This window comes from Streptomyces altiplanensis (assembly GCF_053591575.1).
Map to the genome: position 1 here is coordinate 17,662 of NZ_JBSFUB010000042.1, position 22,652 is coordinate 40,313.

Sequence of the window (22,652 nt, forward strand, 5' to 3'; positions counted from 1 at the left end):
CTCAAGGACATGAGCGACACCCCGGACAGCGTCGTCCGTACGTACATCGACACGCACCGCGCGGCCTTCCTCGGCGACCTCGCCGACTGGCTGCGCATCCCGTCCGTGTCGGCGCAGCCCGTCCACGCGGCCGATGTGCGCCGCAGCGCCGAATGGCTCTCCGCGAAGCTCGGGGAGACCGGCTTCCCGGTCACCGAGGTATGGCCCACGGCGGGCGCCCCGGCGGTCTTCGCCGAGTGGCCGAGCGGCGATCCGGCCGCCCCCACCGTCCTCGTCTACGGACACCACGACGTGCAGCCCGCCGCCCGCGCGGACGGCTGGCACACCGACCCCTTCGAGCCGGAGATCGTCGACGGCAGGCTCTACGCCCGCGGCGCCGCCGACGACAAGGGCCAGGTGTTCTTCCACACCCTCGGGGTACGCGCCCACCTCGCCGCCACCGGCCGCACCGCCCCCGCCGTCAACCTCAAGCTCCTTGTCGAGGGCGAGGAGGAGTCCGGTTCCCCGCACTTCCGCGCCCTCGTCGAGGAGCGCGCCGAGCGCCTCGCCGCCGATGCCGTGATCGTCTCCGACACCGGCATGTGGTCCGAGGACACCCCGACCGTGTGCACGGGCATGCGCGGCGTGGCCGACTGCGAGATCGAGCTGTACGGCCCCGACCAGGACATCCACTCGGGATCCTTCGGCGGCGCCGTCCCCAACCCCGCCACCGTCGCCGCCCGCCTGGTCGCCGCTCTCCACGACGAGGACGAGCGCATCGCGATCCCCGGTTTCTACGACGGCGTCGTGGAGCTCACGGACCGCGAGCGCGAACTGTTCGCCGAGCTTCCCTTCGACGAGGCCGAGTGGCTGCGTACGGCCAAGTCCCGCGCCACCCTCGGCGAGGCGGGCCACACCACCCTGGAGCGCGTCTGGGCCCGCCCGACCGCCGAGGTCAACGGCATCGGCGGCGGCTACCAGGGCCCCGGCGGCAAGACGATCGTGCCGTCCTCCGCCCACCTGAAGCTGTCTTTCCGTCTGGTCGCAGGCCAGGACCCGGACAAGATCGAGCAGGCCGTACGCGACTGGACCGCATCCCGTGTCCCGGCCGGCATCCGCCACGAGATCACGTTCGGCGCCGCCACCCGCCCGTGCCTGACGCCGCTGGACCACCCCGCCCTCCAGTCCGTCGTACGGGCCATGGGCCGCGCCTTCGGCCAGAAGATCCGCTTCACGCGCGAGGGCGGCTCGGGACCCGCGGCCGACCTCCAGGACGTACTCGGTGCACCGGTGCTCTTCCTGGGTATCTCCGTACCGTCCGACGGCTGGCACGCACCCGACGAGAAGGTCGAACTCGACCTGCTCTTCAAGGGCGTCGAGACCGCCGCGTACCTGTGGGGCGACTTCGCGGCGCACTGGCGCGCCTCCTGAACCTGACACCGTCCGAATCCACCAGGGGGAGTTGGAAGCACCTGTGAGCACCTCGACCGACCACACGGGCCTGACCACGGAGACCGCGCGGACCACGGAGCGGCCGATCGGGCTCACCGCCCCGAGCGGCATCGACCGCGCCGCGCACCACCGCCTCGACGAGGCCTGGCTGGCCGCGGCATGGAGCCACCCGACGACCCGCGTCTTCGTGGTCTCCGGTGGCCAGGCCCTGATCGACGACACCCCGGACGGCCGCACCGAACTCGTCATGACCCCGGCCTTCGAGGCCCCGGTCACCGAGACGCACCGCTATTTCCTCGGTACGGACGAGGACGGCGTCAGCTACTTCGCGCTCCAGAAGGACTCCCTGCCCGGCCGGATGGACCAGTCCGCGCGGCCGGCGGGCCTGCGCGAAGCCGGGCTCCTGCTCTCCCCGCGCGACGCGGGTCTGATGGTCCACGCGGTGGCCCTGGAGAACTGGCAGCGGCTGCACCGTTTCTGTTCGCGCTGCGGCGAGCGCACCGTCATCGCGGCGGCCGGGCACATCCGCCGCTGCCAGGCGTGCGGCGCCGAGCACTACCCGCGTACCGACCCCGCTGTGATCATGCTGGTCACGGACGAGGAGGACCGCGCGCTGCTCGGCCGCCAGGTGCACTGGCCGGAAGGCCGGTTCTCGACGCTCGCGGGCTTCGTGGAGCCCGGCGAGTCGATCGAGGAGTCGGTGGCCCGTGAGGTCTTCGAGGAGGCGGGCGTCACCGTCGGCAGCGTCGAGTACGTCGCCAGCCAGCCGTGGCCGTTCCCGTCCAGCCTGATGCTGGGCTTCATGGCACGCGCCATATCGTCGGAGATCAACGTGGACGGCGAGGAGATCGAAGAGGCGCGCTGGTTCTCCAGGGACGACCTGCGGAGCGCCATCGAGTCCGGCGAGATCGTGTCCCCCTCGGGCATCTCCATCGCGGCCCGCCTGGTGGAGCTCTGGTACGGCAAGCCCCTGCCGAAGCCGCTGAACCCGTAGTCCCCGCGGCCTCCCGCGACATACGGAAGGGCCCCCGCGCTGCCGCGCTGTCCGGGGGCCCTTCCGTACGTGTTCCGGGTCCGAGCGCTCTGTGCTGCTCCGAGCTGCCCTGTGCTGCTCTGTGTACGCGCGCCTCAGACCGCCAGCGCCTGCTTGACCTGGGCGAGGCTCGGGTTGGTCATGACCGTCTGCTCACCGGAGGCGGGGACCACGAGGACGGTCGGGACCGTCTGGTTTCCGCCATTCGCCTTCTCCACGAAGGCCGCCGACTCAGGGTCCAGTTCGATGTTGATCTCGGTGTACGCGATGCCCTCACGGTCCATCTGGCTCTTGAGCCGACGGCAGTAGCCGCACCACGTGGTGCTGTACATCGTCACAGTGCCCTGCATGTCGTATGCGCTCCTCTGGTTCGCCGGGGCGTGTCCCCGGTGAGTCGGAAATGCCAGTGTGTGAACGTACGCGGCCCGACCGCCATTCCCGCATCCCGCATTAGTACGACCGGCGCCCGGCCCCTGTGGACAACGGGCCGCATCCACCTCGTGCGACCTGGCAGCATGGCGGGGTGACAGCAGCAACGCACCTCTCTCCTTTCCCGCAGGTCCCCGACTCGGCAGACGCGGTGCTCGAAGGGCTCGACCCCGAGCAGCGCGCGGTCGCCACGGCCCTGCACGGTCCGGTGTGCGTGCTGGCGGGAGCGGGCACCGGCAAGACGCGCGCCATCACGCACCGCATTGCGTATGGCGTACGCGCCGGGATCCTGCAGCCCGCCAGTGTGCTTGCCGTCACGTTCACCAACCGCGCCGCCGGCGAGATGCGCGGCCGGCTCCGCCAGCTCGGCGCGGGCGGCGTCCAGGCCCGGACGTTCCACTCCGCCGCGCTGCGCCAGCTCCATTACTTCTGGCCGAAAGCAGTCGGTGGCGACCTGCCCCGCCTCGTCGAGCGCAAGGTCCAGCTGGTCGCCGAGGCCGCCGCCCGCTGCCGCGTCCGTCTCGACCGCAACGAGCTGCGGGACGTGACGGGCGAGATCGAGTGGGCGAAGGTCACGCAGGCCGTCCCCGGCGACTATCCGGCCGCGGCTGCCAAGTCCGGCCGTGACACCCCCAGGGACGCGGCGGAGATCTCCCAGATCTACGCGATGTACGAGCAGCTCAAGCGCGACCGCGCCGTGATCGACTTCGAGGACGTGCTGCTGCTCACCGTCGGCATCCTCCAGGACCGGGACGACATCGCCGACCACGTGCGCAGCCAGTACCAGCACTTCGTGGTGGACGAGTACCAGGACGTCAGCCCGCTCCAGCAGCGGCTGCTCGAACTGTGGCTCGGCGACCGGCAGAGCCTGTGCGTCGTCGGCGACGCCAGCCAGACGATCTACTCCTTCACCGGTGCCACCCCCGACCACCTGCTGAACTTCCGCACCAAGCACCCGGACGCCACCGTGGTGAAGCTGGTCCGTGACTACCGTTCGACGCCACAGGTCGTCCACCTGGCCAACGGCCTGCTGAGCCAGGCGCGGGGCCGGGCCGCCGAGCACCGTCTGGAGCTGGTCTCCCAGCGCGAAGCGGGCCCCGAGCCCGTCTACACGGAGTACGCGGACGAGCCCACCGAGGCCGAGGGCACCGCCCGCCGCATCCGCGACCTCATCGCCGCGGGCGTCCCGGCCGGCGAGATCGCCGTGCTGTACCGCATCAACGCCCAGTCGGAGGTCTACGAACAGGCTCTGGCCGACGCCGGCGTGCCCTACCAGCTCCGCGGCGCGGAGCGGTTCTTCGAACGCCAGGAGGTGCGGAAGGCCATCCACGGCCTGCGCAGCGCCGCCCGGTTCGGCAACAACGACCCCCTGCTCGACGACGTCGTGGACCTCCCCTCCCAGACCCGCGCCGTCCTCAGCGGCAACGGCTGGACCACGCAGCCCCCCGCGGGCTCCGGGGCGGTACGCGACCAGTGGGAGTCACTGGCCGCGCTGGTGCGCCTCGCGGAGGACTTCGCGAAGGCCAGGCCCGCCGCGACGCTCTCCGATCTCGTCACGGAGCTCGACGAGCGCGCGGCCGCCCAGCACGCGCCCACCGTCCAGGGCGTCACCCTCGCTTCGCTGCACTCGGCGAAGGGCCTGGAGTGGGACGCCGTGTTCCTGGTCGGTCTCACCGAGGGCATGATGCCGATCACCTACGCCAAGACCGACGAGCAGATCGAGGAGGAGCGGCGCCTGCTGTACGTCGGCGTCACGCGCGCCCGGCTGCATCTTGGTCTGTCCTGGGCCCTGTCCCGTTCACCGGGCGGCCGGGCCTCCCGCCGTCCGAGCCGTTTTCTGGGCGGGCTGCGCCCCGGCTCCGCGTCCTCTGGCAGCCGTGGCGCGGGCGGTGGCGGTGGCGTCGAGCACGGCGGCAGCGGCAGCGGCAGCAGGGGCACCGGTGGCGTGACCAGACCCAGGCGCCGCAGCTCGGCCCTGTGCCGGGTGTGCGGAAAGACGCTCACCGACGCGGGAGAGGTGAAGCTGATGCGCTGCGAGGACTGCCCGTCCGACATGGACGAGGCGCTGTACGAACGGCTGCGCGACTGGCGGGCCGGTCAGGCGCAGGAGCTGGGCCAGCCCGCGTACTGCGTCTTCACCGACAAGACGCTGATGGCGATCGCCGAGGCGGCGCCGGCCGAGGCGGGGGAACTGGCCGTGATCCCAGGGGTCGGCGCGCGCAAGCTGGCGCGTTTCGGAGCCGATGTGCTCGCTCTTTGCGCAGGCCAGGAGCTTGGTGGGGCCGACGAGGAGGACTGATTCAAACTCGTCGAAAAAATAGTTTGCGCATGCCCTGGGAATCCCCATAGGTTCTTAACCACGGGAACAGCGTCTTCTCTGAAGCCCTGATTCCGTGCTGTACTTATCCGAATACGTAGGGACCGGCCCCGGCCATCAGGTCCCCGAGACGCCGAGAGGAGGCGAGCCCAGTGACCAGCTTCATGACCTTCACCAAAATGACCGATCACTCGGTCGTCGCCCCCTGCCCGCTCGGCTCTTCGCTTCGTGGCACCGGTCTGTCCGGCATTTCCGCCGTCCGTCCGGCGTCTCTCGTGAGCCTTCCCGTTCTGGCGCGCAATGAGCGACCGACCGAGGCACCGGAAGCAGCAGTAGCAGCGGCACAGGCGCAGGCCTATGCCTTTGCGGCAGCCGGTGCCGGATCCAAGAAGCAGACGACGCAGCACCACACGATGTGGGCCTTCCGTGGGCTCGAACCCTGGAGTGATCCAGCCTGATCCAGGATCAGGCAGGCGCCTCAGGGCCGCGGAACCCCACCAGGGATCCGCGGCCCTTCTGTTTTTCCCGAAGTGGAGAGACGGAGCGAAGGGGCCTCGGGACAGCAACCGCCACCCGGCCGACCGGCCGGAACGACTCGACGAGGAACAAACCACCGTGCAACTCGAAACGCACGCCCCGTCCGTACCGCCTTCCCAAACGATCACCTCGCCGCCCGGTCTCACGGAGGACCCCGCCTTGACTGCCCAGACCGCCTTGACCCCCCTCACCGCGCTCACCGCGCTCGACGACGCCATCGAGAACCTCGGTACGCCCGTCCCCTGCCGCTCCTATGACCCGGAAGTCTTCTTCGCCGAGACCCCGGCCGATGTCGAGTACGCCAAGTCGCTCTGCCGCACCTGCCCGCTGGTCGAGGCATGCCTCGCAGGGGCCAAGGAGCGTCGCGAGCCCTGGGGCGTCTGGGGTGGCGAACTCTTCGTCCAGGGCGTGGTGGTCGCCCGCAAGCGGCCGCGTGGCCGCCCGCGCAAGAACCCGGTCGCGGCATGAACGCCATCGGAACCATCGACCGACCCCATACGCACGATCCCAAGAAGCAGGCCCCGATGACCTCTTCCCCCAGCGAGCCCTTCGGCACCGCAACCCACGACGTGACCATCACCGGCGCGAACGACTCGCGTCAGAACAGGACCCGCGAGATGCAACTCATCCCAGAAGCCCTGGCCCGTGCCCATATGCAAGAACGCCGGCGGGAAGCCGAGGCGGAACACCAGGCCGTGCGCCTGGTCGCCGCCCGGCGGATGCAGCGCCGCGCCGAGCGCGTGTCACTGCGCGCCCGCCGCGCCCTGGCCATGGCCGTCATGCAGTAACAGGCGCCGGCAGGCCGGCACATGAAGGCCCTCCGCGGGGGTCGGTCCGAACGGACCGGCCCCCGCGGTGCGTTGACCGGCCGCCGAGAGCCATTCGGCACCCTGAAGGGAACACCGTCACAAGGGGAAGCCCGGCCCGGCTACGCCCCGGCCGTCGCCGCTTCCTCCGCTTCGGTGCGGTCATCGGCGAGGAAACCGGGCAGCCACTCCTCCAGCTCATGCCGCAGCCGTACGGTCGCACCCAGCTGGCAGAGCACTCCGATGGTGCTCAAGGTCACCCGGTGTATCAGCAGGTAGGACGGCGGCAGATTGAGCTGCTTGCCCAACTGGTGGGCCGGGGAGCGGACATCGGCTATCCGCGCCGCCTGCCCGCGCATCCAGCCCCGGGAGAACGTGAACTCGTCTGCCTGCGCCGGCTCGATGATCGGCAGCAGGTAGTCCAGCACCGCGTCCGGGTCGAGGTCGATGGTCTCCTTCACGAAGCCTTCCTCGCGGAGCAGCTCGTACACTGCCTCGGCCTCGCCGTCGATCGTCATCCGCAGCGATTCACCGATCGTCGCGGGCAGCCCGCCGGGCAGCCGGTCCACGGTGCCGAAGTCCAGCACGCCGAGCCGCCATGGCGCGACCGCCCCGCTCCCGTCGTCCCCGCCGTCGGAGTCCGCGTCCGCGCCTCCCGCCGGCACCAGCCGGAAGTTGCCCGGATGCGGATCCGCGTGCAGCAGCCCTGTGCGGGCCGGCCCGGAGAAGAGGAAGCGGGCCAGCAACTGCCCCGCCCTGTCCCGCTGCTCCGCCGTACCGTCCGAGATCACGTCGGCCAGCGGGATCCCGTCGATCCACTCCGTCACCAGGACTTGATCGCTCTGGTGCACCACACCGGGCACCAGTACGTCCGGGTCGTCCGCGAACTCCTCCGCGTGCTCCCGCTGGGCCCGGGCCTCCAGCTCGTAGTCGAGCTCCTCCGACACCCGGTCGCGCAGCTCGGTGATGAGCGGCTTGATGTCCATCCCCGGGACGAGCGGGCCGAGCAGCCGTGCGAAGCGGCTCAGTTGATTCAGGTCGGAGAGCAGGGCCTCCCCGGCCCCCGGGTACTGCACCTTGACGGCCACTTCACGGCCGTCGTGCCACACGGCCCGGTGCACCTGGCCGATGGAGGCCGCCGCCGACGGCTTGTCCTCGAACTCCAGGAACAGGTCGCGCCATTCCTCTCCGAGCCGCTCCTCCAGCACCGAATGCACCGTGCGGGCCGGCATCGGCGGAGCGGCTTCCTGGAGCTTCGTCAGCGCCGCCCGGTAGGGGCCCGCGACTTCCTCGGGAAGCGCGGACTCGAAGACCGACAGGGCCTGCCCCAGCTTCATCGCGCCCCCCTTCAGCTCACCGAGGACCTTGAACAGCTGGTCTGCCGTGCGCTGTTGAATCTCGCGGCCCACCATCTCGGCCGACTTGCCGCCGATCCGCTTGCCCAGGCCCCAGGTGGCTCGGCCGGCGAAGCCCAGTGGCAGTGCTGCCAGCTTGGCGGTACGGGTGACCGCCTTCCGGGGAAGATCAGACATGCGCCCCTCCAAATCCCAGACACCCGTGGCCGCCTACGACGGTCACCCGGCCATTGTGTCCTGTGGCTTTCCGGCGCCCGAGGCGCACTCCCCCTCAGTCTGCCCACCGGCGCCGCAGGAGCAGTCGCGGTGCGGCTCCATCCGTTCCTGCCGCCAGTCCAGCAGGGGCATCGAGGTCTCCCACCGGACCCCGGTGGTGGCGGGCAGCTCACCGTCCAGGAAAGACAGGGCGTGGGCCGCCGCCAGTCCCGCCACCGCGGTCGCCAGACCGATGTCGCAGGCCGGTACGGGCCCGCCGCGGCCGGAGCGCCACTGCGCCAGCATCCGCAGCCACCCCGGATCCCGCTCCTCGCGCCCCAGCGCCATACAGCCCGCGCACGCACTGCCGCCCGGCAGTACCAGCGGCCCCACCACCCCCGTCGCCTCGGCGACCCCCGCGTAGAGGTGGGGCGTCCCCGAACGCAGCCAGGGCTCGGCGGCGAGGGGATCGGGAGCGTACGCGGCGGTTCCGTCCCGGGGCGCCACGATCACCAGCGACAGCCCGGGCTCACCACCGGCCGCGGACCCGGCGGTCCCAGCCGGGCCCGCGATCTCCGCCGCGCGCGGAGGCCGGCCGGGCGCGGCCCGCCGCACCAGCTGCCGTGCCGCCACGTCCCGCCGGCCGCCCACCGACTCCGCGGACAGTCCGCCCGGCGCGACGTCCCAGAGTTCCGTGCACCCGCCGTCCAGGACCTCGACGCGTCCCACCCCGCCGGCGGCCAGCACCGACGCGATCGTCGCGCCGACCCGCCCGGCGCCCCGTACCTGCACCCGTATGGCGCGCCGTGCCGCCAGGCGCCGTGCCCCGCCACCCGGTTCGGCATGGACCACGGAGAGCGACGCCAGATCAGGGCGCAGCCGGTCGAACACCTCGGCGCGTCCCCGCAGGGCGTCCGCCCCCGCGCCGCCCGCCGTCGCGTCGTCGATCAGACCTGCCGCGGTCAGCCGCGCCACCAGGTCGTCCACCCGCCCGTCGGGCAGTCCCATCGTCCGCGCCTCCTCCCGCAACAGCGGAAGGCCGCGTGTCCCGTCGAGCAGCCCGAGGAAACTGCCCGTCGCCGTGTCCACCGGGCCCACCGTCACCGCGTGCGCGGACGTCATGCCGAACTGCACGGTCTGCCGGTCCCGCCATGCGCGCCGCAGCGCGGGCTTCACCATCGGATGCATCTCGTCGTCCCCCGTCGGTCCGTCGGCCTGGCGGTCTGCGGTCTGTCGCAGAATCCGCTCTCGGATCTCAGAATGCACGGCGCGACCGAAGAGGGCTGAAAGTTGTCCACAGGTGCTGCGCGTCAGTCATATGAATCGCGTCGGTCGTTCGTATGCCGTGCCAGGGAGCGGATCGCGTTCGAACCACCCGGAGGCGGGACTTCCACCACTGGCAACGGGTAACGTCGTGGCGTGGCCGTCGACCCTCTGCACAGTGCGACAAACCCGCCGTCCCGCGGCTCACGGCCGAACGCCGTCGAGGTCCGCAGGAGCGCCCGCCGCAGCAGGACGGTCTCCGCGTACCGCGAGGGCGACCGCACCATCGTGCTCATCCCCGACCGGATGTCGGAGGCCGAGGAGCAACGCTGGGTGACCGTGATGCTCGACAAGCTCGCCGCCCAGGAGAGCAAGCGCCTCTTCGGCGACGCCGAGCTCGCCGAGCGCGCCCTGCGGCTCTCCGCCCAGTACTTCGGCGGCAGGGCGCGCCCGGTCTCGGTGCGCTGGGTGACGAACCAGAACACCCGCTGGGGGTCGTGCACTCCGGCCGAGGGCAGCATCCGTCTTTCGCACCGCCTCCAGGGCATGCCGGAGTACGTCGTCGACTACGTGCTCGTCCACGAGCTCGCCCATCTGCTCGTACCCGGACACGGTCCGCGTTTCTGGCAGCTCCTGGAGGCGTACCCGCGCACCGAGCGAGCCCGCGGCTATCTCGAAGGAGTGGTCGCCGCCGGGCGGCTGCCGCACCTGCCGGGCGCACGCGGCGAGTGACCCCGAGTGACTCTGTACCGACTGTGTACCGGCTTGGCCGGATGTCGGCATTTGCGGTTAGCCTGACGCGACGCATTCACCTCGGGATGGGGGACGGTCGTTACGCATGGCCAGGGAATTCCAACGCGGCCACAAGGCCAAGATCAGTGACCTCACAGCGGGTACGGATCTGTACGTAGGCATACAGATCGCGGGGCCCGGGCTGTCCTTCGACATCAGCTGCTTCGGGCTCGACGCCAACGAACAGCTCTCGGACGACCGGTACTTCATCTTCTTCAACCAGCCGAAGTCGCCCGAGGAGTCGATCCAGCAACTCGGTGCGCAATCGGGGGACACCGAGTCGTTCCGCGTCACGCTGGACCGCGTCCCGGCGAACATCCACCGGCTCTCCTTCACCGCGACCATCGACGGTGCGGGGCAGATGTCGCAGGTGGGGCCCGGTTACATCCGGATCGTCGCGGGTGGTGAAGAGGTCGTCAGGTACGCCTTCGACGGCTCGGAGTTCACCACCGAGCGCGCGGTGATGCTGGGCGACTTCTACCTCAAGGACGTGTGGCGGTTCGCCGCCGTCGGCCAGGGGTTCGACGGCGGGCTCGAGGCCCTGCTGAAGAACTTCGGCGGTGAGGTGGCCGAGGAGGAACCGGCCGCCCAGCCGCAGGCCGCGGCACCCTCCTTCGCCCCGCCGCCCCAGGCGGCGCAGCCCGCACCGTCCTTCGGCGCACCCACCGCTCCGCCGGCCCCCGCGCCCCCGCCGCCCCCCGCGCAGGGCTTCGCCCCGCCGCCGCATCCCGCCCCGCAGGCGTACGCCGCCCCGGCCGTGGCGGCGCCGATGCCCATGCCGCCGCAGGGTGGCGCCGTACCGCCGGCCCCTCCGTCGCCGTACGGACAGCCGCCCCAGCAGCCGCAGTTCGGCCAGGTACCGGGCCAGATGCCGGGGCAGATCCCCGGACAGGCCCAGCCGCCGGGTGCGCCGGCCCCCTACGGCCAGCCGGCCCCCTACGGTCAGCCGACTCCGTACGGCCAGCCCCAGGGAGTACCGCAAGGCGGTGTGCCCCAAGGCGCCCCGCAGGGCGGCGGCGGCCTCAAGGCCGCCCTCCAGCCGTACCGCGAGGCAGCCACCGGCCAGCGCTGGACCTCGCAGAACCAGCAGCTCATGCGGGCCGACCTCACCATGGGCGGTACGCCGGTCCTGGCCCGCCAGGGCAGCATGGTGATGTACCAGGGCAAGGTCGACTTCAGCCACAAGGGCGCGGGCTTCACCGGCCGCATCGTGGGCAACGCGACCGGCCAGGAGATGCAGTTGATGCGTTGCACCGGACGCGGCCAGGTCTTCCTCGCGGAGGACGGCGCGAACCTGCACCCCATCGAGCTCCAGGGCGACGGCATCTGCGTCTCCGCCGAGAACGTTCTCGCGTTCGACGAGTCGCTCCAGTACGAGGTCCGCCGCATCGAGGGCCACGGCATCCCCGGCGGCGCCCTGTTCACCATGCAGTTCCAGGGCACGGGCACCGTGGTCGTGAAGACCCACGGCATCCCGGTCGTCCTGCCGGTCACGCCCACCACGTTCGCCGACGCCAACGCCGTCGTCGCGTGGTCCTCGGCGTCCCAGGTGATCCTTTCCAGCCAGGTGCGGCTGCGGCGCAACGCCTACCCGGGCCACAGCGGAGAGACCGTCAACCTGCAGTTCCGGGGAGCGCCCGGCAACTTCATCGTCGTCCAGCCCTACGAGGTCTGAGGGAGCCCGTCATGAATCAGCAACTCGCGGGCTACGCCCCGACCCCGATCGCGGCCCGCATGGAGAACCACGGGCGTTCGATGCTCAAGGTCGCCATGGCCACCGGCCAGGACCTCTACGCGCGCACCGGCTCGATGGTGGCGTACGAGGGCTTCATCCAGTACGAGCCGAACCCGCCCGCGGTACGCCAGATCGCGTCCCAGTGGGCCACCGGTGAGGGTGCGCCCGTCATGAAGTGCGCGGGCGACGGCCTGCTCTACCTCGCCGACTACGGCGCGGACGTCGTCGTCATCAACCTCAACAACGACTCGCTCTCGGTCAACGGCAGCAATGTGCTCGCCTTCGACGCGAACCTCCAGTGGGGCGTGGAGAAGGTCAAGGGCATGGCGAAGTTCGCCGGCCAGGGCCTGTGGAACGTCGAGATCGCGGGCACCGGCTGGGTCGCCGTGACCTCGCGCGGTACGCCGATCGTCGTCGAATGCGGACGCGGCGAGGACGAGACGTACGTCGACCCCGACGCCCTGGTCGCCTGGTCCCCGAACCTCAAGGTGAAGGGCAAGCGCAGCTTCAAGGCGTCCGCCCTGGTCGGACGGGGCAGCGGAGAGGCGTACCAGATGGCCTTCTCCGGCGAGGGAATCGTCGTCGTACAGCCGAGCGAGGACAGCACCGACCGCCTGCGGATCCGGGGCTGAGGGGGAGCGAGAACACACCATGCAGAGCCCGCTTTTCAGTCACATCGAACAGCAGTCCCAGGACCGGTACACCGTGCAGAATCCGCAGCTCCTGCGGGTCTCGCTGACCGGCCACGACGACGTCCTGGCCCGCAAGGGCGCCATGGTCGCCTACCAGGGCCTGATCGATTTCGACGGCGAATACCAGTCGAGCGGCCAGCGCCGTTCCCGCGCCAACACCGGTGAGGGCCTCGACCTGATGCGCTGCTCCGGGCAGGGCACCGTCTACTTCGCCAACCTCGCGCAGTACGTCCACCTCGTGGACGTCGACCGCGAGGGCATGACGGTCGACAGCGCCTACGTCCTCGCGCTGGACTCCTCGCTCCACACCGAGGTCATCGCCGTCGACAGCCAGTACGGCATCTCCGGCACCGGCAAGTACCAGCTCAACATCTCGGGGCAGGGCAAGGTCGCGCTGATGACCTCCGGCCAGCCGCTGATGCTCCAGGTGACGCCGGAGAAGTACGTCAACGCCGACGCCGACGCGATCGTCGCCTGGTCCAGCTCCCTGCGCGTGCAGATGCAGGCCCAGACGCACTCGTCGAACGTGCGCCGGCGGCGCGGCAACACCGGCGAGGGCTGGGAACTCAGCTTCCTCGGCCAGGGCTTCGCACTCGTGCAGCCCAGCGAGGTGATGCCGCCGCAGAACGCGCAGCTGGGGGAGGGCGCCGCCGCGCAGTTCGGCGTGGGCCAGCAGGGCGCCCGCAGCCAGAACCAGAACAACGCCTGGAACTGAGCGCCCCCGGGGCACAGGTAAGGGGCGGGCTCCTGGAAGCCCGCCCCTTACTCACCTGCGGTCAGCCGCGGTCAGCCGCGACGCTCACCCGCGGCGCGTACGCCCGTCTGCAGCGCCGCACGCGTCCGTTCCATCAGCCGCACGACCGACGTGTCGGCCACGTCCGCCACCTCGTCGTACGCGAACCAGCGCAGGTCCAGCGACTCCTCACTGATCGCCTCGACCGCACCACTCGGCGCCAGCGCCGCGTACTGCACGTCCAGGTGCCAGTTGCAGGGCGCCGGAATCGGATGCCGGTCCAGTCGCACCGGCCCACCCGTCACCCGGCCGCCGCCCCTCGTCGAAGCGCTGCGCGCTGCCCCTGCTGGGGGCAGCAGCGTCAGCCCCGGGATGCCGGACTCCTCCGTGGCCTCGCGCAGCGCCGCTTCCCCGAGCGTCGCGTCGCCCGGCTCGCAGTGGCCGCCCATCTGGAGCCACATGTTCAGCTTCTTGTGCAGCGTGAGCAGCACCCGGCCGCGCTCCGGATCGACGACCAGTGCACTCGCCGTGACGTGCCCGGCCTCGCATGCCTTCCACATCCCGTCCGGGTGCGCCGCCAGGTGATCCAGGTACGTCCGGCGCAGCTCGTCCTGGCCCTCGTAGCTCTTCAGTACGAGGACCGCGTCGTCGTGCAGGCTCACTTGTCGCTGTCGCCCTCTGCGTCGCCGCCCTCGCCGTCGTCCTTCTTCAGGTCCGGCTTCCCCGGGCCGCCGCCGGCCGCCTCGCCGAGCATCTTGTCGAGCTCGGAGAAGTCCATCTGCTCGCGGTGCACGAACCCGTCCGGGTCGTCCAGGTCCTCTGCCGTCGGCAGCATGTCCGGGTGCTCCCACAGCGCGTCGCGCCCGTCCAGGCCGCGCGCGTCCGTGAGCGAGGCCCACAGCCGCGCCGCGTCCCGCAGCCGCCGCGGACGCAGCTCAAGACCGATCAGCGTCGCGAAGGTCTGCTCGGCGGGACCACCGGAGGCCCGGCGCCTGCGCAGCGTCTCGCGCAGCGCGTCCGCCGACGTGAGCCGCGGCTTGGCCGCCTCGTGCACCACGGCGTCCACCCAGCCCTCGACGAGCGCGAGCGCCGTCTCCAGACGGGCCAGCGCCGCCTTCTGCGCCGGGGTGTCCTCCGGCTGGAACATGCCCTGCTGGAGCGCCTCCTGAAGCTGCTCCGGGTGCGACGGGTCGAGCTGGCCGACCACGTCCTCCAGCTTCGAGGTGTCGACCTGGATGCCGCGCGCGTATCCCTCGACCGCGCCGAACAGGTGCGAGCGCAGCCACGGCACATGGGCGAAGAGACGCTGGTGGGCGGCCTCGCGCAGCGCCAGGTACAGCCGCACCTCGTTCTTCTCGACGCCCAGGTCCTTGCCGAACGTCTCGATGTTCAGCGGCAGCAGCGCGGCCTTGCCGGCCGGGCCCAGCGGCAGGCCGATGTCGGTCGAGCCGACCACCTCGCCCGCCAGCACGCCCACGGCCTGCCCGATCTGCTGGCCGAACATCGCCCCGCCCATGGAGCGCATCATCCCGAGCAGCGGGCCCGCCATGGCCTGCATCTCCTCGGGCAGCACGTCGCCCATGGCCGCGCCGACGCGCTCGGCGACGGGGTCCACCAGCTGCTTCCACGCGGGCAGGGTCGCCTCGACCCACTCGGCGCGGCTCCACGCCACCGAGGTGCTCGCGCCGGAGGGCAGCGAGGTCACGCCGTCCAGCCACAGATCGGCGAGACGCACCGCCTCCTCGACCGCGGACCGCTCACCGGGGCTCACACTGGAGTCCTTGGTGCCGTCGGCGGTGCCCTGCGAGACCGTCTGGCGCGCGATGTCCTTGGCCATGTCCCAGTTCACGGGACCGCCCTCGTAGCTGAGCATCTGCCCGAGCTGCTGGAAGGCCGCGCCCAGGTCGTTCGGGTTCAGCGAGCCGAACATCGCGGCGAACGGATTGTCTCCGCCCGAGCCGCCCGGCAGACCGCCGAACCCGCTGAACGGGTTCGCCGGACCCTGGCCACCCTGGCCACCGCCCTCGCTGCCCTTCTTCTTGCCATCGTCGCCGTCCTCCGGCTCCTCCGGCGGAAGGCCGAATCCGAATGGGGTGTCACTCACGGGTTTCCTCGGCTCGTAAGGCCGCCGGCTCCGGCCGGCGGCGGCTGCCCGACATCACCACCCAGCGTAGACACCCGAGCCGGAGATGGGCTCGGTGCTCCGCCGACTCGTTGCCTGCGGCAGGATGGACGCCACCTGGTACGTACGCGCCACAGCGTGCACGTACTGAAGACAACCGCTGGAGACGCCTGGTGAGTTCCCCAGATCCGCAGGTTCGCGCATCACAGAGCGCTGAAGTTCGCCAGAGGCGAAACGACGCGGCCCCGCCGGCCCGCGGCATTGTCGTCGCGGTCACGGGTGCCGCCTCGGGCATCGGCGCGCTGCTCACCCGGAGCCTCGCCGCGTCCGAGGAGATCAAGAAGGTCGTCGCGATCGACGAGCGCCGCGGCGAGGTGGCCGAGGCGCAGTGGCACATCCTGGACGTGCGCGACCCGGCCATCGCGGAGAAGCTGCGGGGCGCCGACGTCGTGGTGCACCTCGCGCTCGACCTCGACCTGGAGTCCGACCCCGCGGCCCGTACGGCGTACAACGTACGGGGCACCCAGACGGTGCTCACCGCCGCCGCGGCCGCCGGTGTCCACCGCGTCGTGCTCTGCACGTCGGCCATGGTCTACGGCGCCCTGCCCGACAACGACATCCCGCTGTCCGAGGACGCGGAACTGCGCGCCACCGCGGAGGCCGCCGGTGTCGGCGACCTCCTGGAGATCGAGCGCCTCGGCCGCCGGGCGCCCCGCGCGCACCCCGGCCTCAACGTCACCGTGGTCCGCCCCGCCGTCCTGGTCGGCGGTACGGACACCGCGCTGACCCGGTACTTCGAGTCGCCCCGACTCCTGGTCGTCGCCGGGTCCCGTCCCACCTGGCAGTTCTGCCACGTCGAGGACCTGGTCAGCGCGCTGGAGTACGCCGTGCTGGAGAAGGTCGACGGCGAGATCGCGGTCGGCTGCGACGGCTGGCTGGAGCAGGAGGAGGTCGAGAAGCTCAGCGGCATCCGCCGCATGGAGCTGCCGTCCGCGGTCGCCCTGGGCGCCGCGGCCCGGCTGCACCGGATCGGCCTCACACCCTCACCGGCCGGGGACCTCGCCTACACGATGCACCCCTGGGTGGTGAGCGTCAGCAGGCTCCACGAAGCGGGCTGGCGGCCCCGGTGGACCAACGAGGAGGTGCTCGCGGAGCTGCTGGAGGAGGTCGAGGGCCGGCACACCGTGGTGGGCCGCCGCCTCGGCCGCAAGGACGCCACGGCGGCGGGCGCGGCGGGCGCCACGGTCGCCCTGCTGGGCACGGCCGCACTGGTGCGCCGTGTGCGCAAGGCGCGGGGCCGCATGTAGGACCCTCCATACGCGGGCCCCGTACAGCCGGTCGAAAGCGCTATTCCGCAATGCCGGTGCGGTACGGCACGATGGGCGTCATGGCAGGTACGTACTCCCACCCGGGCGAGCAGGCGGCACAGGACCCCATCCGGCTGCTGGCGATCCGCGACACCCCGCTCTCCGTCGACGAGGTCTTCGCCGCCGTGGGCGACGACGCCGCGGGCGGAACGGCGCTGTTCGTCGGCACCGTGCGCAACCACGACGGGGGTGCCGACGTCGACCGGCTCGGCTACTCCTGTCACCCCTCGGCCCAGGACGAGCTGCGCCGGGTGGCCGAAAAGGTCGCCGCGGATTTCCCCGTGCGCGCACTGGCGGCCGTCCACCGTGTGGGTGACCTGGAAGTCGGTGACCTCGCGGTCGTCGTGGCGGTCTCCTGCCCGCACCGGGGCGAGGCGTTCGAGGCGTGCCGCAGGCTGATCGACGATCTCAAGCACGAAGTGCCGATCTGGAAGCACCAGACGTTCTCCGACGGAACGGAGGAGTGGGTCGGAGCGTGCTGACGGATCCCCGTTGAAACCTGGGGAGCGTTCATGCGCCCCGATTTGCGTAACCGGGCCCCTGCCGTGAGCGTTGGACTGACCGGTGGTTAATCTGCTGATCGGCCGATAGTGGTCGGTCCCTGGGGTCGGGAGGTCGGGATGGCGGCACTCGCGTGGTTGCTGATTCCGCTGTTCGCCGCACTTGGCGCTTCGATATGGGGAACCTGGGCAACGCGTAGTCGAACAGCCGGTGACGTCTCGGAACTCGCCGGCTACGCCCGGTTCCGTGAGGCGATGGAGAAATCCCCTCCCGGTTCCGACGCCGCCTGAGGCCCCGTGAAGCGGCCCCGCCCGTACGCCCGGGCCCGGCGGCCCCGTACGGACCGGCCCCAGCGGTGTACTGACAGGCCTGTCCCGTACTGTCGTTCCATGCCACGCCGCACAGCGACGATGCTCGCCTCCACCCTCATCATGATCGCGCTGCTGTGCGCGGGCGTCCTCATCACTCCTCCGTACTCGGAGATGTCCCCCGGCCCGACGGTGAACACCCTCGGTGAGGCCGACGGCGAGCCGGTACTGCAGATCTCCGGTCACAAGACATACCCGACGACCGGTCATCTCAACATGACGACGGTCAGAGTCACCGGCGCGGACTACCGGATGAACCTCGCCGAGGCGGTCTACGGCTGGCTGGCGCACGACAGTGTGGTGGTACCGCACGACACGCTCTATCCGGACGGCAAGACGGAAGAGCAGTCGACCCAGGAGAACGCCGAGGAGTTCAGCCAGTCCCAGGAGACCGCCAAGACCGCGGCGCTGAGGGAACTGGGCATTCCGGTGAAGACACGGGTCGTGGTCTCCACCGTTCTCAAGAACAGCCCCGCCGAGAGCAAGCTGCACGCGGGCGACGTCATCAAGGCCGTGGACGGCACGGCCGTCAAGGCCCCCGGGGACGTCGCCGAGCTCGTCACCCGGCACAAGCCCACGGAGAAGGTCGTCTTCACGGTCGTCCCGGCCAAGGAGGCGGTCGCGGCGGAGAAGGCGGGCAAGGAGCCGATGGGCAGCGAGGACGTCGTCATCACCACGGAGAAGGCCGATGACGACGACCGCGCGATCGTCGGCATCCAGGCGGGCCCCGACCACACCTTCCCGTTCGACATCGACATCAAGCTGGCGGACGTCGGCGGCCCCAGCGCGGGCCTGATGTTCTCGCTCGGCATCGTCGACAAGCTCACGCCCGGCGACCTGACCGGCGGAAAGTTCGTGGCGGGCACCGGCACGATCGACGAGGACGGCAAGGTCGGCCCGATCGGCGGCATCGAGATGAAGACCGTCGGCGCGCGCAACGCGGGCGCCGAGTACTTCCTGACGCCCAGCGAGAACTGCGCGTCCGCCGTCTCGGACATCCCCGACGGCCTCACCCTGGTGAAGGTCAAGACGATCGACGACGCGAAGAAGTCGCTGGAGAAGATCGCCGAGGGGGACACGGCCGGCCTGCCGCAGTGCACGACGGGCTGACGGCCGCGCCCCCGGGGGGAGGGCGGTGACGCCTTGCGGCGCCTACGCCTCGAAGGTCGCGGCCAGGGCCTCGGCGAGACCGGGAACGAGCATGGAGCCGGTGAGCACCTCGGTCGGGGAGTCCTTCTCCCGCAGCCGCAGCGCGGACTCGCGCGCGCCGTCGCGCAGCACGGCCACCGTCATGCGGACCTCCTGACGGTCCGGGTGCTTCGCGACCCACTTCGCCAGCTGGGCCTCGTTCAGCCCTTCGGGTACGGACGTCTCGGCAGACGGCGGCAGCATCAGCCGCTCCACCGTCAGCGCGCAGCCGGCCACCGCGTCGGGCCAGGCGATCGTGGCGAGGAACTCGTCGAGCGCGGTGCCCGCCGGGATCTCTTCCTGCTCGACGGGGGTGAGCGTGGCCGTCGACTGGCCGTCGGCGAGACCGAGCTGGGCGGCGAGGCCCGGCTCCTGAGCACGCAACTGGGCGGTGTCGACGAGGGCGAACAGCCTGGCGGGCTGGTCCCAGCCGAGGCCGGAGGTGTATTCGTCGATTTCGAGCACGGCGCGGGTGAGCGGGCTCGTGGCCATGGGGGGCCCGGAGGGGGAGACGTTGGACATGCTTGACATCCTGCCTCCTTCGGACCCCAAAGCGGGAACTGAGTAAAGCTTCAGTAAGTTGCATGAGTGGGCTCTACGATCGCGGAGCCTGCTCCTACGACAGCGAACTTTCGAGGTGCGCACCTTGGCTTTCCAGATGCCGGACCGCGGCGGAGGCCCGACAGGGCCACGGATCAGAGTCGGCCGGCCCTCCCGGCGTGCCAGGACCCTGCTCATGACCTTGGGCGTCCTGGCCGTGCTGGCCATGGCGTTCGTCATGTTCGCCGGGTTCTGGACGGACTGGCTCTGGTACCGCTCGGTCAGATATTCGTCCGTTTTCACCACCACCCTGTGGACCAAGATCGGGCTCTTTGCCGTCTTCGGCCTGCTGATGGCCCTGGCCGTCGGCGTGAACATCTGGCTCGCGCACCGGCTCAGGCCGCCGCTGAGCGCGATGTCGCTGGAGCAGCAGAACCTGGACCGCTACCGGATGGGCGTCGCCCCGTACAAGAAGTGGGTGCTTCTCGCGGTCACCGCCCTGGTCGGGCTGATCGCCGGAGCGTCCGCGTCCGGTCAGTGGCGCACGTGGCTGATGTGGGTCAACGGTGTCTCCTTCGGACAGAAGGACCCGCAGTTCCAGCTGGACGTGTCGTTCTTCGCGTTCGACCTGCCCTGGTACCGCTTCCTGCTCGGCTTCGGCTTCGCGGCCACCGTGCTGTCCCTGATCGCCGCCGCGCTGGTGCACTACCTGTACGGCGGCCTGCGCATCACCAGCCCGGGGGCCAGGGCGACCGCCGCGGCGACCGGCCACCTGTCGGTGCTGCTCGGCCTCTTCGTGGCGCTCAAGGCCGTCGCGTACTGGCTCGACCGGTACGGCCTGGCGGTGAAGTCCAGTGACTTCAAGGCCACGGGCAACTGGGCCGGCCTGCGGTACGTCGACGCGAACGCCTACCTGCCGGCGAAGACGATCCTCTTCTGCATCGCCGTCATCTGCGCGCTGCTGTTCTTCGCGACGCTGTGGCGCCGCACCTGGCAGCTGCCCGTCATCGGCTTCGGCCTGATGGTGCTCTCGGCGATCCTCATCGGCGGGCTCTACCCGGCGATCGTGCAGAAGTTCCAGGTCCAGCCGAACGAGCAGGCCAAGGAAGCGCCGTACATCAAGAAGAACATCGACGCGACGCGTGAGGCGTACGACATCGACGACGCGAAGGTGGACGACTACCAGGGCGTCGGCGACAGCAAGGACAACGCCCAGCTGCGCGAGGACGCCGACACGGCGGCCAGCTACCGGCTGATCGACCCGAACGTCGTCCCGCCGACCTTCGACCAGCTCCAGCAGGAACGCAAGTACTACCAGTTCCCCACGACGCTGGACGTGGACCGGTACAAGGGCCAGGACACGGTCGTCGGTCTGCGCGAACTCGACCTCAAGGGCATCCCCAAGCGCAACTGGATCAACGACCACTTCACCTACACCCACGGATACGGCGTGGTCGCCGCCAAGGGCACCGCGGTCAAGCCGGACACCGAGGGCGCCCCGGACTTCGTCGAGTCCGGCCTGCCGTCCCAGGGCATGCTCGGCGAGTACGAGCAGCGGATCTACTACGGCGAGAAGACCGAGCAGTACTCGATCGTGGGCGGCCCGCAGAAGGAGCTCGACTACGAGAAGAACGGCGAGCCCACCAAGACCACGAGCTACGAGGGCAAGAGCGGGGTCAACCTGTCGAACCCGCTGAACCGCGCCGCGTACGCCGCGGCCTTCAGCGAGCCGCAGATCCTCTACTCGGGAGCCATCGGCGAGGGCTCGCGGATCCTGTACAACCGCACGCCCAAGGAGCGCGTGGAGGCGGTCGCGCCCTGGCTGTCCCTCGACGGCGACGCCTACCCGGCGGTCGTGAACGGACGCATCCAGTGGATCGTCGACGCGTACACCACCACCAACGGCTACCCCTACGCCTCGCGCACGACGCTGGGGGACACGACGGCCGACTCGCTGTCGCAGACCGACAGCCAGCGCGCGGTGATCGCCCAGCAGAACCAGGTCAACTACATCCGCAACTCGGTGAAGGCCACCGTCGACGCGTACGACGGCACGGTCAAGCTGTACCAGTGGGACACCGAGGACCCCGTCCTCAAGACCTGGATGAAGGCGTTCCCGGGCACGGTGAAGGCGAAGGGCGAGATCGCCCCGGCGCTGATGGAGCACCTGCGCTACCCGCAGGACCTCTTCAAGGTGCAGCGCGAGCTGCTCACCCGCTACCACGTCGAGAGCCCGTCGCAGTTCTACAGCGGCAGTGACGCGTGGCAGGTGCCGGACGACCCGACGACCGGCGAGAAGAGCTCGGTGCCGCCGTACTACCTGAGCCTGAAGATGCCGCAGGAGCAGGACCGGAAGTTCTCGCTGACGACGACGTTCACCCCCAACGGGCGCCCGAACCTCGGCGCGTTCATGGCGGTCGACGCCGACGCGTCGAGCAAGGACTACGGCACGATAAGGCTGTTGAGAGTCACGGGCGACGTACCGGGACCGCAACAGGTGCAGAACCGGCTCAACAGCAACGCCGAGGTCGCCGAGTTCGTCAGGAACATGAAGGGCGCCAACTCGGACATCGAGTACGGAAACCTGCTGACGATCCCGCTGAACGACGGCTTCCTGTACGTCGAGCCGGTGTACGCCCAGGGCAACAACGCCTACCCGCTCCTGAAGAAGGTCGCCGTCTCGTACGGCAGGGAGACCGTCTTCAAGAACACGCTCGGTGAGGCGCTGAACGCGGTCTTCGGCGAGGAGGGTGAAACGCCTCCGCCGCCGGGTGACGGTGACGACACCACCAGGCCCCCGTCCGACGGCGACGATTCGCTCCAGAAGGCCATCGAGGACGCCCAGAAGGCGTACGAGGAGGGCGAGGAGGCGCTGAAGGAGCAGGACTGGACCGCATACGGCGAGGCGCAGGAGAAGCTCCAGGACGCGCTGCAGCGGGCCGCCGACGCCGGGGCGGAGACCGAGGCGCCGGCCAGTCCGGGCGCCGGGGACAAGCCCGGCGACAAGCCCGGCACCGAGGCGGAGAAGGACGAGAAGGGCGACCAGAAGGGCAGCTGAGCAGGGACGTCCCCGCGCCGTGGTACTGTTTGAACACAACGGCGCGGGGTGGAGCAGCTCGGTAGCTCGCTGGGCTCATAACCCAGAGGTCGCAGGTTCAAATCCTGTCCCCGCTACTGAAGAAGAAGACGAGGGCCCGGATCTCTTTCGAGATCCGGGCCCTCGTCGTGTGTCCGGGCATCCGTGCACC

General features: G+C 70.5%; 20 protein-coding genes and 1 tRNA gene. 15 read left to right on the forward strand and 6 right to left on the reverse strand.

Annotated elements, in window-relative coordinates:
* The first annotated feature begins 9 nt into the window (after positions 1-9).
* Both ACWD0Y_RS19485 and nudC read left to right on the forward strand, forming a co-directional pair.
* Entirely contained in the window at positions 10-1,410 is a 1,401-nt protein-coding gene (locus ACWD0Y_RS19485; RefSeq protein ID WP_450261575.1) for a dipeptidase, read from the forward strand.
* A gap of 70 nt (positions 1,411-1,480) precedes the next feature.
* Positions 1,481-2,425 carry an NAD(+) diphosphatase gene (gene nudC / locus ACWD0Y_RS19490; protein WP_450261605.1) on the forward strand — a complete coding sequence of 315 codons (945 nt, stop codon included), beginning with the start codon at positions 1,481-1,483 and terminating at the stop codon, positions 2,423-2,425.
* A 134-nt stretch (positions 2,426-2,559) separates the two neighbouring features.
* On the opposite strand, the gene ACWD0Y_RS19495 is transcribed toward nudC, so the two are convergent.
* The gene (locus tag ACWD0Y_RS19495; protein WP_093799160.1) at positions 2,560-2,814 is read right to left on the reverse strand and encodes a glutaredoxin family protein; all 255 of its coding nucleotides are present in this window, start codon (positions 2,812-2,814) and stop codon (positions 2,560-2,562) included.
* 173 nt (positions 2,815-2,987) lie between these two features.
* Here ACWD0Y_RS19495 and ACWD0Y_RS19500 point away from each other — a divergent pair, with 173 nt between their 5' ends.
* The 4 genes from ACWD0Y_RS19500 to ACWD0Y_RS19515 all read left to right on the forward strand — a co-directional run bounded on the left by ACWD0Y_RS19500 (position 2,988) and on the right by ACWD0Y_RS19515 (position 6,535).
* Positions 2,988-5,192 carry an ATP-dependent DNA helicase UvrD2 gene (locus ACWD0Y_RS19500; RefSeq protein WP_450261576.1) on the forward strand — a complete coding sequence of 735 codons (2,205 nt, stop codon included), beginning with the start codon at positions 2,988-2,990 and terminating at the stop codon, positions 5,190-5,192.
* Between the two features lie 182 nt (positions 5,193-5,374).
* Positions 5,375-5,668: a hypothetical protein gene (locus ACWD0Y_RS19505; RefSeq protein ID WP_450261606.1), complete on the forward strand. Its 294-nt coding sequence runs from the start codon at positions 5,375-5,377 to the stop codon at positions 5,666-5,668.
* 157 nt (positions 5,669-5,825) lie between these two features.
* Complete coding sequence (locus tag ACWD0Y_RS19510; protein WP_093799158.1) at positions 5,826-6,215, forward strand: WhiB family transcriptional regulator; 390 nt, start codon at positions 5,826-5,828, stop codon at positions 6,213-6,215.
* Positions 6,212-6,535, forward strand: coding sequence for a hypothetical protein (locus ACWD0Y_RS19515; protein ID WP_450261577.1), 324 nt, complete (start codon positions 6,212-6,214; stop codon positions 6,533-6,535). The genes ACWD0Y_RS19510 and ACWD0Y_RS19515 overlap by 4 nt, the downstream gene beginning before the upstream one ends.
* 140 nt (positions 6,536-6,675) lie before the next feature.
* Here ACWD0Y_RS19515 and ACWD0Y_RS19520 read toward each other — a convergent pair whose 3' ends face one another.
* Together ACWD0Y_RS19520 and ACWD0Y_RS19525 are read right to left on the reverse strand one after the other, a co-directional pair.
* Positions 6,676-8,085: an ABC1 kinase family protein gene (locus tag ACWD0Y_RS19520; protein WP_450261578.1), complete on the reverse strand. Its 1,410-nt coding sequence runs from the start codon at positions 8,083-8,085 to the stop codon at positions 6,676-6,678.
* A gap of 42 nt (positions 8,086-8,127) precedes the next feature.
* The gene (locus ACWD0Y_RS19525; RefSeq protein WP_450261579.1) at positions 8,128-9,291 is read right to left on the reverse strand and encodes a ThiF family adenylyltransferase; all 1,164 of its coding nucleotides are present in this window, start codon (positions 9,289-9,291) and stop codon (positions 8,128-8,130) included.
* Between the two features lie 231 nt (positions 9,292-9,522).
* On the opposite strand from ACWD0Y_RS19525, the gene ACWD0Y_RS19530 reads away from it, so the two are divergent.
* The 4 genes from ACWD0Y_RS19530 (at position 9,523) to ACWD0Y_RS19545 (ending at position 13,300) form a co-directional block, all read left to right on the forward strand.
* Positions 9,523-10,098: a M48 metallopeptidase family protein gene (locus ACWD0Y_RS19530; RefSeq protein ID WP_450261580.1), complete on the forward strand. Its 576-nt coding sequence runs from the start codon at positions 9,523-9,525 to the stop codon at positions 10,096-10,098.
* Positions 10,099-10,204: 106 nt separating this feature from the next.
* The gene (locus ACWD0Y_RS19535) at positions 10,205-11,833 is read left to right on the forward strand and encodes a TerD family protein (protein WP_450261581.1); all 1,629 of its coding nucleotides are present in this window, start codon (positions 10,205-10,207) and stop codon (positions 11,831-11,833) included.
* An 11-nt stretch (positions 11,834-11,844) separates the two neighbouring features.
* Positions 11,845-12,525 (forward strand): AIM24 family protein, encoded by a 681-nt coding sequence (locus ACWD0Y_RS19540; RefSeq protein ID WP_450261582.1) that lies wholly within the window; start codon positions 11,845-11,847, stop codon positions 12,523-12,525.
* 19 nt (positions 12,526-12,544) lie between these two features.
* On the forward strand, positions 12,545-13,300 hold the full coding sequence (locus tag ACWD0Y_RS19545) for an AIM24 family protein (protein ID WP_450261583.1): 756 nt from the start codon (positions 12,545-12,547) through the stop codon (positions 13,298-13,300).
* A 71-nt stretch (positions 13,301-13,371) separates the two neighbouring features.
* On the opposite strand, the gene ACWD0Y_RS19550 is transcribed toward ACWD0Y_RS19545, so the two are convergent.
* Positions 13,372-13,980, reverse strand: coding sequence for an NUDIX hydrolase (locus ACWD0Y_RS19550; protein WP_450261584.1), 609 nt, complete (start codon positions 13,978-13,980; stop codon positions 13,372-13,374).
* Positions 13,977-15,422, reverse strand: coding sequence for a zinc-dependent metalloprotease (locus ACWD0Y_RS19555; protein ID WP_450261585.1), 1,446 nt, complete (start codon positions 15,420-15,422; stop codon positions 13,977-13,979). Before ACWD0Y_RS19555 ends, ACWD0Y_RS19550 begins: the two co-directional genes overlap by 4 nt.
* Positions 15,423-15,613: 191 nt before the next feature.
* On the opposite strand from ACWD0Y_RS19555, the gene ACWD0Y_RS19560 reads away from it, so the two are divergent.
* The 3 genes from ACWD0Y_RS19560 (at position 15,614) to ACWD0Y_RS19570 (ending at position 18,786) form a co-directional block, all read left to right on the forward strand.
* A complete protein-coding gene (locus tag ACWD0Y_RS19560) occupies positions 15,614-16,747 on the forward strand; it encodes an SDR family oxidoreductase (protein WP_450261586.1) in 1,134 nt (377 codons plus the stop codon).
* 80 nt (positions 16,748-16,827) lie between these two features.
* Positions 16,828-17,289 (forward strand): molybdenum cofactor biosynthesis protein MoaE, encoded by a 462-nt coding sequence (locus ACWD0Y_RS19565; protein WP_450261587.1) that lies wholly within the window; start codon positions 16,828-16,830, stop codon positions 17,287-17,289.
* 408 nt (positions 17,290-17,697) lie between these two features.
* Positions 17,698-18,786 carry a YlbL family protein gene (locus tag ACWD0Y_RS19570; RefSeq protein ID WP_450261588.1) on the forward strand — a complete coding sequence of 363 codons (1,089 nt, stop codon included), beginning with the start codon at positions 17,698-17,700 and terminating at the stop codon, positions 18,784-18,786.
* Positions 18,787-18,828: 42 nt separating this feature from the next.
* Here ACWD0Y_RS19570 and ACWD0Y_RS19575 read toward each other — a convergent pair whose 3' ends face one another.
* Positions 18,829-19,395, reverse strand: a complete 567-nt coding sequence (locus tag ACWD0Y_RS19575; protein WP_450261589.1) for a PPA1309 family protein — start codon at positions 19,393-19,395, stop codon at positions 18,829-18,831.
* A gap of 127 nt (positions 19,396-19,522) precedes the next feature.
* Here ACWD0Y_RS19575 and ACWD0Y_RS19580 point away from each other — a divergent pair, with 127 nt between their 5' ends.
* Entirely contained in the window at positions 19,523-22,462 is a 2,940-nt protein-coding gene (locus ACWD0Y_RS19580) for a UPF0182 family membrane protein (protein ID WP_450261607.1), read from the forward strand.
* 42 nt (positions 22,463-22,504) lie between these two features.
* Positions 22,505-22,578: transfer RNA gene (locus tag ACWD0Y_RS19585), tRNA-Met, on the forward strand.
* Positions 22,579-22,652: the final 74 nt, after the last annotated feature.

Excerpts from the sequence above, each read along its gene's own strand:
- ACWD0Y_RS19525 (WP_450261579.1), bottom strand. The coding sequence starts at position 9,291 with ATGCATCCGATGGTGAAGCCCGCGCTGCGGCGCGCATGGCGGGACCGG.
- ACWD0Y_RS19575 (WP_450261589.1), bottom strand. The coding sequence starts at position 19,395 with ATGTCAAGCATGTCCAACGTCTCCCCCTCCGGGCCCCCCATGGCCACG.
- ACWD0Y_RS19535 (WP_450261581.1), top strand. The coding sequence starts at position 10,205 with ATGGCCAGGGAATTCCAACGCGGCCACAAGGCCAAGATCAGTGACCTC.
- ACWD0Y_RS19495 (WP_093799160.1), bottom strand. The coding sequence starts at position 2,814 with ATGCAGGGCACTGTGACGATGTACAGCACCACGTGGTGCGGCTACTGC.
- ACWD0Y_RS19580 (WP_450261607.1), top strand. The coding sequence starts at position 19,523 with ATGCCGGACCGCGGCGGAGGCCCGACAGGGCCACGGATCAGAGTCGGC.
- ACWD0Y_RS19520 (WP_450261578.1), bottom strand. The coding sequence starts at position 8,085 with ATGTCTGATCTTCCCCGGAAGGCGGTCACCCGTACCGCCAAGCTGGCA.
- ACWD0Y_RS19545 (WP_450261583.1), top strand. The coding sequence starts at position 12,545 with ATGCAGAGCCCGCTTTTCAGTCACATCGAACAGCAGTCCCAGGACCGG.
- ACWD0Y_RS19505 (WP_450261606.1), top strand. The coding sequence starts at position 5,375 with ATGACCTTCACCAAAATGACCGATCACTCGGTCGTCGCCCCCTGCCCG.
- ACWD0Y_RS19570 (WP_450261588.1), top strand. The coding sequence starts at position 17,698 with ATGCCACGCCGCACAGCGACGATGCTCGCCTCCACCCTCATCATGATC.
- ACWD0Y_RS19485 (WP_450261575.1), top strand. The coding sequence starts at position 10 with ATGAGCGACACCCCGGACAGCGTCGTCCGTACGTACATCGACACGCAC.
- ACWD0Y_RS19565 (WP_450261587.1), top strand. The coding sequence starts at position 16,828 with ATGGCAGGTACGTACTCCCACCCGGGCGAGCAGGCGGCACAGGACCCC.
- ACWD0Y_RS19540 (WP_450261582.1), top strand. The coding sequence starts at position 11,845 with ATGAATCAGCAACTCGCGGGCTACGCCCCGACCCCGATCGCGGCCCGC.
- ACWD0Y_RS19515 (WP_450261577.1), top strand. The coding sequence starts at position 6,212 with ATGAACGCCATCGGAACCATCGACCGACCCCATACGCACGATCCCAAG.